This is a genomic window from Kitasatospora sp. NPDC057542 (genome assembly GCF_042801945.1).
Lineage (GTDB): Bacteria > Actinomycetota > Actinomycetes > Streptomycetales > Streptomycetaceae > Kitasatospora.
This window is the reverse complement of record NZ_JBHVFE010000311.1, coordinates 1-10,751: the sequence shown is the minus strand read 5'-3', so window position 1 is coordinate 10,751 and position 10,751 is coordinate 1. Positions and strand designations below refer to the sequence as shown.

The following is a 10,751-nucleotide window of genomic DNA, read 5'->3' as shown; positions in this document are numbered from 1 at the left end:
GCGAGATCTACCGCGCCCTGACCAGCACACCGACAACCCGACACATCACTCAAACCGACCTTGCTCCTGCGGCTTGACGTCCATAGGAGCATCCCGGGCGGCCCGGTGCGCACCGAAGGCCCCGGCGCCCCGCCCGCGGTGCGACGGGGCGGGGCGGGGCGCCGGGCCGAAACGTCCCTACCCGCGGCCGCTGCTGCGGGTGCGGCGGGTGAGGGAGTCGAGGACGACGGCGGCGAGCAGGACCGCGCCGGTGATCATGTACTGGATGGCCTGGGCGGCGTGGACCATGTCCAGGCCGGTGGTGATGGACTGGATGACGAGGATGCCCAGCAGCGCCGACCAGGTCTTGCCGCGGCCGCCGAAGAGGCTGGTGCCGCCGATGACGGCCGCGGCGATCGCGCTCATCAGCACGTTGCCGCTGCCCAGTTGCTTGTCGGCGGAGCCCTGCTGGGAGGCGTAGAACAGGCCGCCGAGGCCGGCCAGGAACGCGGAGAGCACGAAGACGGAGATCCGTACCCGGGCGACGTTGACGCCGGCGCGCCGGGCGGCTTCGACGCCGCCGCCGACGGCGAAGACCTGCCGCCCGTAGCGGGTGCGGCGCAGGACGAAGTCGGTGGCGAGGACGGCGCCGAGCAGGACGACCAGGGACAGTGGCAGGCCGCGGTCCTGGTTGAGGGTGTAGGCGGTGGCGAGGGTGAGGACGGCCAGTGCCCCGGCGCGGATCGCGCTGTCGGCGGCCGGCGGTGCGGTGAGGCCGGCGGCGCGCCGGCGGCGGGCGGTGTGCAGGCGGGCGGCCAGGTAGAGGGCGGGGGCGAGGACGGCCAGGCCCCAGGCGTAGGCGATGTCGCCGTCGCCGAGGAAGGTGGTGTCCAGGCTCGCGACGACGCCGTCGTGGCGGTTGTTGACGGTGCCGGCGTCGCCCAGGACCCACTCCTGCAGGCCGCTCCAGGCGAGCATCCCGGCGAGGGTGACCACGAAGGCGGGCACCCCGACGCGGGCGAAGAACAGGCCGTGCAGCAGGCCCATGGCGCAGGCCGCGCCCAGGGCGGCGAGGATCGCCACCCACTCGCTCCACCCCTGGCGCACCGCCAGCACCGCCGCGATGGCAGCGCTCGCGCCGGCCGCCGAGCCGAGCGAGAGGTCGATCTCGCCGAGGATCAGCACGAAGACGACACCGACCGCGATCAGGCCGGGGCCGGCGATGAAGCGGGTGATGTTGGTGAGGTTGTCGGCCTGCAGGAAGTGGTGGGTGACGGACTGGAAGACGACCGCGATGACGACCAGGCCGACGACGACCGGCAGCGAGCCGAGCTCGCCGGAGGCCAGGCGTCGGCGGACGGCCTGCGCCCGCCCTGCCCAGCCCTGCGCGGGCGGGAGCAGCCGCGGGTCGGCGACCGGAGGGGGTGTGGCGGGTGCTTCGGGGGCGCTCATACGGCCTCGGCCTCCTCGGTGTGCTCGGTGCGGCGGGCCCGGCGGGCGTGGGCGTTGTCGGTGGCTCCGGTGATCGCGGCGACGATCTGCTCCTGGGTGGTGCCCGCCACCGGGAAGACGCCGTTGTTGCGGCCCAGGCGCAGCACGGCGACGGTGTCGGCCACCGCCCGTACGTCGGCCATGTTGTGGCTGACCAGCACGACCGCCAGGCCCTGCTCGCGCAGCCGCTCCACCAGGTCCAGGACCTGGGCGGTCTGCTCGACGCCGAGCGCCGCGGTGGGCTCGTCCAGCACCACCAGGGCCGGTTCGCCGACCAGGGCGCGGGCGATGGCCACCACCTGCCGCTGCCCGCCGGACAGCGCGGCCACCGGTGTGCGCACGTCGGGGATGCGGATGGCGAGGGTGTCCAGCAGCCGGCGGGCGTGCTGCTCCATGGCGACTTCGTCGAGCAGGCCGCGGCGGCGTTTCTCGCGGCCGAGGAAGAGGTTGGCGATGACGTCGAGGTTGTCGCACAGCGCGAGGTCCTGGTAGACGGTCGCGATGCCGAGGGCGGCGGCGTCCTGGGGGCGGGCCAGGCGGACCGGCTCGCCGTGCCAGGTGAGGGTGCCCTCGTCCACGGGGTGGACGCCGGCGATGGTCTTGACGAGGGTGGACTTGCCGGCGCCGTTGTCGCCGACGAGGGCGAGCACCTCGCCGGCGTGGACGGTGAGGTCGACGTCGGTGAGGGCCTGGACGGCCCCGAAGCGCTTGGAGACCGAGCGCAGCTGGAGGACGGGTGCGCCTGTCACGGGAACGACCACCTTGGGGGATGGGGTGCTTGAGGCTACTTGAGACCGGCGGCGGCGCACGCGGCGGCGTAGTCGGCGGTGCAGATGTCGGAGACCTTGTAGATGCCGTCGGCCAGGACGGTGGCGGCGATGGTGTCCTTGGTGACGATCTTGGCGTCCAGCAGCTTGGTCGGGATGTTCTTGGCGGTGGCGCTGTCGACGCTCGCGGTGGCGATGGTCTTGACGTCCTTGCCCTGGAGGAGGGCGACGGCCAGTTCGGCGGCGGCCTCGGCCTGCGGGCGGTAGGCCTTGTAGATGGTGTACGCCTGGTCGCCGTTGACGATGCGCTGGATGGCGTCCAGGGAGGCGTCCTGGCCGCCGACGGGGACCTTGATGCCGGCGCCCTTGAGCTGGGTGATGATGGCGGCGGCCATGCCGTCGTTGGCGGAGTAGACGGCCTGGAAGCCGTTCTTGCCGAACTCGGTGACGGCGGCGGAGATCTTCTGCCCGGCGACGGTGGGGTCCCACTGCCCGGACTGCTCGTAGACGACCTTCTTGACCTTGCCGTCGAGGACCTTGTGCGCGCCGGACTTGAAGTCCGCGGCGTTGGGGTCGGCCTCGTCGCCGTCGATCATGACGATGTTCGCCTCGGCGGCCTGCGCGCCGAGCGCGGCCAGCAGGGCCTGGCCCTGGAGTTCGCCGACCTTCTCGTTGTCGAAGGAGGTGTACGCGGCGACCGGGCCGGCGGCCAGGCGGTCGTAGGCGACGACCTTGACGCCCTTGGCGGCGGCCTCCTGGACCCAGTCCTGGGTGGACTTGGCGTTGTACGGGTCGAGGATGATCACCTTGACGCCCTGGGCGAGCAGGGTGTCGAACTGCTGCTTCTGCTTGGCGGCGCTGCCCTCGGCGTTGTTGTACAGCACCTTGCACTGTGCGCACAGGGCCCTGACCTTGGCTTCGATGAACGGCCGGTCGAAGGACTCGTAGCGCACGGAGGAGGCGTTCTCGGGCAGCAGCAGGCCGATGGTGTTCGGGTTGCCGGAGGAGGCGGATGCCTCGTTCTTGGCGCCGCCGGCCTTCCCGCAGGCGGCGGTCATGGACAGGGTCAGCGCGAGGCCCACGGTGGAGACGAGGGCGCGACGCAGGACGGCGTTCATAAGGGTGCCTCTCCCTGGGGTCGCCGCGGCTTCGCGGCGGGGTGGGGGGAGTCAACCCTGGGCGCGTACATGACGTCAATAAGTAAAACCAGACTGCCTGGAATCCATCTCCACTCGTTATCTTCGTGAACACGCTTCAGGGGAAGGGCGCGCGAAAGACGGGAGCGCCCGCCGGTCCCCCGTGCGGCGGGCACTCCCTGCTCAAATCTGACGTTATGTCAGGGACGGTCGAGCGTGATCGAGTTGATCGGCCCCAGGTCGTAGTAGACGCCCTTCGGGGAGGAGAGGTCGTAGACGCAGTCGGCGCCGCCCGAGCCGCGGCACAGGTGGGCGTGCGCGCCACCGGTCTGGTTGTTGAGCACCCAGTGCATGCCGTACTGGCCGCTCAGGTTGTGCGCGCCGTAGCTCCAGTAGACGGCGCTGGGGCGGACCGCCGGGTCCTGGCCCTGCGGGTAGACGCAGACCGCGCCCGACGGGCAACCCGCCCAGTCGCCGTCCGCGGCGCCGGCGCCGCTGGCCCCCATCGTGGTCAGGGCGGCGGCGGCCAGGGCCAGGGCGGCGACGGCGTGGGTGATCCTGCGCATGATGGTTCTCCCTTGGCTGGTACGAGGACGGGCGATCGATCCGCCCGGTGCCCGTCAGCCTAGGAATCCCGTGCCCGCAGCGGTCCCTGACATCTGACAGGGGCGCGCCTGCTTGCCCCGCGAGCCCGAGGCCCCGCTACGGAAGGGGGAGCGCGGCGGCCCCGGCGACCAGCGCCGGCAGCTCCCGCATGTCCGCGAAGGTCCGGGTGCCCGGGCCCGCCAGCCACGCCTGCGGGGTCAGACCGCCGTGGAAGCCGAGCGAACGCATCCCCGCCGCCCGCGCCGCGGCCACCCCGTACTTGCTGTCCTCGACCACCAGGCACGCCGCCGGCTCCACACCCATCGCGGCAGCCGCGTGCAGGAACAGGTCCGGGGCGGGCTTGCCGCGCTCCACGTCCTCGGAGCTGAAGATCCGCCCGGCGAAACGCGCCAGCAGCCCGGTCCGCCCGAGCGTGGAGCGCAGCCGCGAGTGGCTGCTGGAGGACGCCACGCAGTCCGCCACCCCGGCCCGCTCCAGGGCGGCCAACGCCTCCACCACCCCATCCACCGGGGCGAGTTCGGCCGCGAGCACCTCGTCGTACAGGTGCTGGAAGCGCTTTTCCCAGCCCGGCTCCAGCGGCACGCTCGCGTGCGCCTCGATCTCGGCCGTCATGAACGCGTGCGAACGGCCCAGGAACCGCTCGACGATCTCCTCCTGCGACAGCGGCCACCCCACCTCGGCGACCACCCGCGCATCCACCCGCACGGCCAGCCGCTCGCTGTCGAGCAGCACACCGTCGCAGTCGAAGACCACCAGCTCGACGGGAACAGACATGCCGCCACCCTACGGGGAGCCCGCCGCGCGGCGGCCGGGGCGCCCGAGGGGCGGGCCGGGACGGGGGCGTCAGGAGGCCTTCGGCGCCGGCGGGCCGAGCAGCACCGGCAGCGCCCGGTGCCCGTTGGAGATCAGCGAGTCGACCGGCTCCAGCCGCGCGCCCGGGGCGAACGCGAGGTCGGGGAAGCGCTCGAACAGCCGGCTCAGCGCGGTGCGCCCCTCCAGGCGGGCCAGCGGCGCGCCGAGGCAGAAGTGCACGCCGTGGCCGAAGGCGAGGCGGTCCTTGACCGGCCGGGTGACGTCGAAGTCGGCGCCGCTGTCGCCGTAGCGCACCGGGTGGCGTCCGGCGGCCGCGTAGGCGGCGAGGATCGCCTCGCCGCGGCGCACCGTCACCCCGCCGGGCAGCTCGATGTCCTCCACCGCGAAGCGCATCGGCAAGTGTGCCACCGGTGCGTTGCGGCGCAGCGCCTCCTCGACCACGTCGTCCCAGCCGGCCTCGCCCGCGCGCACCAGGGCGAGCTGGCCGGGGTGGGTGAGCAGGTCCGTGATGCCGTTGTCGATCAGGTTCACGGTGGTCTCGTAGCCGGCCGAGACGATCAGCAGCACGGTGTCGCGCAGCTCCTCCTCGCTCAGCGCGCGGGAGTCGCCGTCGCTCTCGCTGTCGCGGGCGGCGATCAGCAGGGAGGTCAGGTCCTCGCCCGGCTCGCGGCGCTTGGCGGAGATCAGCTCCTCCAGCAGGGCCTGGAACGCGGTCGCGGTGGCCGCCGACTCCTCCGGGGAGAGGGTGGTGGAGAAGACCTTGTCGACCATGCCCCGGAAGGTGACCGTCACGTCGTCCGGCAGGCCCAGCAGCCGGGAGATGACCTGGATCCGACCGCACCGCCGACCCACCTGGCGGGTCACCGAGACCGCCGGCCTGGAGACCTCCTGGATCGCCCTCGGCCCCACCGCCCTGACCGCCCGCGGCCGCGTCGCCGCCGCCGAGCCCACGCCGTACTGGCTCGACTACGAACTCGACACCGGCGACGGCTTCACCACCCGCCGCATGCACATCACCGCCCGCACCCCCGACACCGCCCGCACCCTCGACCTGCGCCGCGACGAGACCACCGGCCATTGGACCGTCGACGGCACCCCGCGCCCCGACCTCGACGGCGCCCTCGACTGCGACCTCGGCCTGTCCCCGCTCACCAACACCCCGCCCGTACTGCGCCACGCCCTCCACCGGCAGCCGGGCGAGCACCACTTCCTGATGGCCTGGATCCGCGTGCCCGAGCTGGTGGTCGTGCCCTCCCGCCAGACCTACACCCACCTGCGCCGCCACGAGGACGGGCACGCCACCGTCCGCTACGCCTCCGGCGACTACCGGGCGGACCTGCTGCTGGACGCGGACGGCCTGGTCGCCGACTACCCGGGCCTGGCCCGGCGCATCACCTGACGAGGCGCCCGGTATCCACGCCCGATACGCTCGGGCAGTTCCCCGACCCGCACGAGGAGGCCCCGATGCCCTGGTTCGCCCTGGAGCGCTTCGACGCGTCCTTCTTCGACACCGCGCCGCACCGCCACCGCTTCCGGATGGACCTGCCGGTGGCCCCGCACAGCGTGTGGGAAGGGCTCGCCGGCGCGGCGCCGCTGTCCTGGTGCCGGGGCCTGGCCGGCGGGCGCTACACCTCGCCGGCCCCGCACGGCGTCGGCACGACCCGGGAGATCACGGCACTTCGGATGCTGCACCTGCGCGAGGAGTTCGTGCACTGGGAGGAGGGCAGGCGGCACGCGTTCTGCGTCACCCGGGCCAGCCTGCCGCTGTACCGGCGCTTCGGCGAGGACTACCTGGTCGAGCCCCTCCCCGCCGGCGGCACCCGCTTCACCTGGACCTTCGCCTACGAGCCGACCCCACCGCTGCGCCGCCCCGCGGCACTGACCGACCTGCCCGGGACGGCGTTCCTGCGCACACTGATCGCCGACACCAAGCGGCACTTCGGCGCGGCGTGAGCCCTCGGGCCCGGGGGCTCACGCCCCCTGGCCCCGGCTCAGGGCCGTAGGCGTGCGGGAAGACGCCCACCGCCTCGACGGCCGCCTCGTGCGGATCCGCGTCCGGCCGCCGACCGGCTCCCGGGCTTCGACGCCTGGCGTGCGGAGGCCCCCGGCGGCGAGGGCCTCCGCGCCCACTGGGTCCTCCTCGCCGAGCACGGGCAGCGGATCGTCGCCGTGACGGCCGCCCGCTACTCCCGTGACCAGCGGCTCTCCACCACCCCGCACCCGTACGCCGACACCCCGCCCGACCGGTACCCGTGCTCCACCAGCCACGGCCCGGACACCCGGCTGCCTGCCCCCGCGAACCCGGGATTGACGAACAGCCGCAGCTCCTCGGCCAGTCCCTCGCGCAGCAGCGAGGCCACCAGCCCCGCACCGCCGAAGCACAGCAGCCGCCCGCCCGCCGCCTGCTTCGCCCGCGCCACCGTGTCCGCGAGCTCCCCGGTGAGCACCTCGGTGCGCGGCCACTCCTGAAGCGGCCGGCCCGCCCGGGACACCGTGAACTTCGGCAGCGCCCCGATCGCCCGGGCGAACTCCCAGTCCCCGTCGCCGGGGTGCAGGGCGGCCATCCGCTCCCAGTGCCCCAGGTACCCCTCGTCGGTCATCGGCCGGCTCAGCAGGATGCCCGAGGCCCCCGCCAGCAGTGCGTTGAACGAGGCCCGCAGATCCGCGCTCCACGGCCACTCGGGCCCCCAGTTCCACAACTTCCAGTCGGCCCCGGGAACTTCGCTGTCCACGAAGCCGTCCGCCGACACCTGCATCGCCACGACCAGCCTGCCCGTGCCACCCATGCCGCACCTCCCTTGTCCGTGCAGGCTAGAACACGGCTCCGACAAACGGGCGGAGCCCGGACAGGGACGCGGGGGAATGCCCGCGGGGCCGGAGTGCGGGGGTGTCGTCACCCGATCGAGTGGCCGGCGTCGGCGTTCCACATGGCGGTGGTGGGCGCGTGGGTAGCGTCGGTCCATGATCGTGGAATCGTCAACCGGCCTGACGTATCGACGATTTGACTTATTGTCGTATCAGTAAAGAGGCATCGTCGCATGGCAGAGAAGCGCCTGAAGTCCTGGGGCAACAACCGCTCCGGCCAGCTCGGGGACGGCACCTGGGCCGACCTCCGCACCACGGCCACCGCCGTGCTCGGGCTCACCAGCGCCGAGGTGGCGAAGATCGCCGCCGGCGGGTTCGGCTCCTCCACCGGCCACGGGCTGGCCCTGCTGACGGACCGTACGGTGCAGTCCTGGGGCGTCAACGGCTCGGGCCAGCTCGGCGACGGCACGGTGTTCAGCCACAACGTGCCCGGCCAGGTGGTCAACCTCTCCGACGCCACCGACATCGCCGCCGGCGGCGCACACAGCCTCGCCCTGCTCGCCGACGGCACCGTGGCGGCCTGGGGGCAGAACCACCACGGCCAGCTCGGCAACGGGGCCGGCGCCGACAGCAGCATCCCGGTCCGGGTCGAGGGCCTGGCCAAGGTCGTCGCCATCGCCGCCGGCCTCCACCACAGCCTGGCGCTGCGCGAGGACGGCACCGTGTGGGCCTGGGGTTACAACTGCAACGGCCAGCTCGGGGACGGGACTTCGGCGAGCAGGGGCACCCCGGCGCCGGTGGCCGGCCTGACCGGGGCGAGCGCGATCGCCGCCGGCGCCGGCCACAGCCTCGCCCTGGTCGGCAAGCCGGGCAACGGCGCCACGGTGAAGGCCTGGGGCTACAACGCCACCGGCCAGCTCGGCGACAACACCACCATCAACCGCTTCACCCCGGTCGCCACACGGGGCGCCTGGTCGGGCGGCGTCTGGCAGATCGCGGCCGGCTGCAACCACAGCCTGGCCGTGGTCGACGGCGACAGCCGCCTCAAGGCCTGGGGCCAGAACACCGCCGGCCAGCTCGGCGACGGCACCACGGTCTTCCGCACCACCCCCGTCACCGTCCCCGGCCTGACGGGCGTGCGGCTGGTGGCCGCAGGCCGGGAGCACACCGTGGTGCTGTCGGGAACCAGCACCGTGCACTCCTGGGGCAGCAACGGCTCCGGCCAACTCGGCGACGGCACCACCAGCGACAGCACGACCCCGGTACCCACCCTCACCGCACTCACCGGCATCGACAAACTCGCCGCCCCCGTCGGCGGCGACTTCAGTCTGGCCAACTGAGGCGCCTTGACGGTGCCCAGCCGCACCTCCTGTCACAATGCCGTGAGCGTTCCGTAGCCACCACAACGCAGACAGTGAGGTAGTCATGTCGAAGGTCAAGCTGAGCACCAACCACGGCGACATCGTTCTCCGACTCGACGCGGAGAAGGCCCCGGCCACGGTGGAGAACTTCCTCCAGTACGTCCGGGACGGGTTCTACGACGGGACGATCTTCCACCGGGTCATCAACAACTTCATGATCCAGGGCGGCGGACTCGAACCCGGCATGAAGCAGAAGAAGACCCGCGACCCCATCCAGAACGAGGCCGACAACGGCCTGAAGAACACCACGTACTCCGTGGCCATGGCCCGCACGATGGACCCGCACTCGGCCACCGCCCAGTTCTTCGTCAACGTCGCCGACAACGACTTCCTGAACCACACCGCCAAGAACACCCAGGCCTGGGGCTACACCGTCTTCGGCGAAGTGGTCGAAGGCCAGGACGTCGTCGACGCCATCAAGGCCGTGCCCACCGGCACCAAGGCCGGCCACCAGGACGTCCCCAAGGAGGACGTCATCATCGAGAAGGCCGAGATCGTCGAGTAGGCCGGGCAGCGGAGGAACAGGAAGTCGGCCCGGCCGACTTCCTGCTCACACGGCTACGCCCTCCCGGCCGCAGGACGGGGCGGTCCGGCGAAGCACGGGGGCGGGACGTCAGCAGGCGGCCACCGCACCCACCCAGCCCCAGGGCCGTCGTCACCGCAACGGGACCGCGGCCTACCCCGGCCGGTGGGGCAGACCGTCAACGAGCAGCCGGATCCGCTCCCTTGACCGCGGCCGGTTGCCGGCTCCGCTCCGACCGAGCCGGCGCCGCCACGCATGCCCGCAACTCGCGCAGATCACTCAACGTGTTGACCGCGCACCAGAAGCCACCGACGCGGTATCCCGCCAGCTGCCGAAGCCGCACCAGGTACGGAAGCGTCGTGTCCGCGTGGTCCCCCTGATCCGGCAACAGCGGCACGACACCGGGCGCGAAGACGTACACGCCGCCGTTGACCGTGCAGGCGGCCGGGGGCGGCGCGGCAAGCTCGGCGACCCTCCCCACCGCATCGCAGACGACCGTGCCCCGGGGCAGCCGGGGCGGGACCAGGGCGACCGTGGCCAGTGCCCCGCACCGCAGGTGATGAGCGCCCAGCGCGGTGAGCGGAAAATCGGCCCAGATGTCGCCGTAGACGGCGAACCACGGCTCCTGGGGCGCCGGAAGCGCACGAGCGGCGAGTTTCAGCCCTCCGCCCCGCCCCCGCGCGGCGTCCTCCACGACCACGGTGGTGCAAACCGGCAGGCTCGCCGTACGCACGTAGTCGGTGATCACCTGCGAGCGGTAGCCCGCCGAGACGACCACCGTCTCCACACCCGCACCGGCGAACCACTCGATCTGATGGCGCAACAGCGGTGCGCCGTTCACCTCGACCATCGCCTTGGGACACAGGTCCGTGTACGGGGCGAGCCGCCTGCCGCGTCCACCCGCGAGGACGACGGCCTGACGGATCCGGGGAAGAACCTCCGGCAACCACATCCCCGACCTCCCGGGAACGACGGCACAGCGTCGGAACACCCGCCGCGAGGCCCGGGCGGAGCGTACGGATGCGACGCGGGCAGCCCCGACGCGCCGTAGACAGATACCCGACCCACTCACCGTGAAATCCCTCCCCGCCACCCTGGCCGAGGCACAGCAGCCGCACGGACCGGAGCCACGCGCCCCACCGCCCCCGGCCCTCGGTGGGCCGGGGGCAGCGGGGCGCGGACCCTGCGGCCGGGACGACGAGTACACGAT

At 72.8% G+C, this 10,751-nt stretch carries 12 protein-coding genes; 4 read left to right on the top strand and 8 right to left on the bottom strand.

Annotated features, from left to right (window positions below):
- Positions 1–177: 177 nt before the first annotated feature.
- From ACFU7Y_RS30470 to ACFU7Y_RS30445, 6 genes are all read right to left on the bottom strand, one after another.
- On the bottom strand, positions 178–1,431 hold the full coding sequence (locus ACFU7Y_RS30470) for a sugar ABC transporter permease (RefSeq protein ID WP_380770334.1): 1,254 nt from the start codon (positions 1,429–1,431) through the stop codon (positions 178–180).
- Positions 1,428–2,219 carry an ATP-binding cassette domain-containing protein gene (locus tag ACFU7Y_RS30465; RefSeq protein WP_380770333.1) on the bottom strand — a complete coding sequence of 264 codons (792 nt, stop codon included), beginning with the start codon at positions 2,217–2,219 and terminating at the stop codon, positions 1,428–1,430. Before ACFU7Y_RS30465 ends, ACFU7Y_RS30470 begins: the two co-directional genes overlap by 4 nt.
- A gap of 35 nt (positions 2,220–2,254) precedes the next feature.
- A complete protein-coding gene (locus ACFU7Y_RS30460; protein ID WP_224277184.1) occupies positions 2,255–3,355 on the bottom strand; it encodes a substrate-binding domain-containing protein in 1,101 nt (366 codons plus the stop codon).
- 218 nt (positions 3,356–3,573) lie between these two features.
- The gene (locus ACFU7Y_RS30455) at positions 3,574–3,939 is read right to left on the bottom strand and encodes a hypothetical protein (protein WP_380770332.1); all 366 of its coding nucleotides are present in this window, start codon (positions 3,937–3,939) and stop codon (positions 3,574–3,576) included.
- A 136-nt stretch (positions 3,940–4,075) separates the two neighbouring features.
- Positions 4,076–4,753 carry an HAD family phosphatase gene (locus ACFU7Y_RS30450; RefSeq protein WP_224277181.1) on the bottom strand — a complete coding sequence of 226 codons (678 nt, stop codon included), beginning with the start codon at positions 4,751–4,753 and terminating at the stop codon, positions 4,076–4,078.
- 69 nt (positions 4,754–4,822) lie between these two features.
- Complete coding sequence (locus ACFU7Y_RS30445) at positions 4,823–5,563, bottom strand: cytochrome P450 (RefSeq protein WP_380770331.1); 741 nt, start codon at positions 5,561–5,563, stop codon at positions 4,823–4,825.
- A 49-nt stretch (positions 5,564–5,612) separates the two neighbouring features.
- On the opposite strand from ACFU7Y_RS30445, the gene ACFU7Y_RS30440 reads away from it, so the two are divergent.
- Both ACFU7Y_RS30440 and ACFU7Y_RS30435 read left to right on the top strand, forming a co-directional pair.
- Positions 5,613–6,191: a putative glycolipid-binding domain-containing protein gene (locus ACFU7Y_RS30440; RefSeq protein WP_224277170.1), complete on the top strand. Its 579-nt coding sequence runs from the start codon at positions 5,613–5,615 to the stop codon at positions 6,189–6,191.
- A gap of 65 nt (positions 6,192–6,256) precedes the next feature.
- Positions 6,257–6,745, top strand: a complete 489-nt coding sequence (locus ACFU7Y_RS30435) for an SRPBCC family protein (RefSeq protein WP_224277168.1) — start codon at positions 6,257–6,259, stop codon at positions 6,743–6,745.
- A gap of 230 nt (positions 6,746–6,975) precedes the next feature.
- Here the strand turns inward: ACFU7Y_RS30435 and ACFU7Y_RS30430 are convergent, their stop codons facing one another.
- Entirely contained in the window at positions 6,976–7,578 is a 603-nt protein-coding gene (locus ACFU7Y_RS30430) for a dihydrofolate reductase family protein (RefSeq protein WP_224277166.1), read from the bottom strand.
- 252 nt (positions 7,579–7,830) lie between these two features.
- On the opposite strand from ACFU7Y_RS30430, the gene ACFU7Y_RS30425 reads away from it, so the two are divergent.
- Together ACFU7Y_RS30425 and ACFU7Y_RS30420 are read left to right on the top strand one after the other, a co-directional pair.
- The gene (locus tag ACFU7Y_RS30425) at positions 7,831–8,937 is read left to right on the top strand and encodes a hypothetical protein (RefSeq protein WP_224277164.1); all 1,107 of its coding nucleotides are present in this window, start codon (positions 7,831–7,833) and stop codon (positions 8,935–8,937) included.
- 85 nt (positions 8,938–9,022) lie between these two features.
- Positions 9,023–9,523, top strand: coding sequence for a peptidylprolyl isomerase (locus ACFU7Y_RS30420; protein ID WP_224277162.1), 501 nt, complete (start codon positions 9,023–9,025; stop codon positions 9,521–9,523).
- A 196-nt stretch (positions 9,524–9,719) separates the two neighbouring features.
- Here ACFU7Y_RS30420 and ACFU7Y_RS30415 read toward each other — a convergent pair whose 3' ends face one another.
- On the bottom strand, positions 9,720–10,493 hold the full coding sequence (locus ACFU7Y_RS30415; RefSeq protein WP_224277160.1) for a nucleotidyltransferase family protein: 774 nt from the start codon (positions 10,491–10,493) through the stop codon (positions 9,720–9,722).
- Positions 10,494–10,751 lie beyond the last annotated feature (258 nt).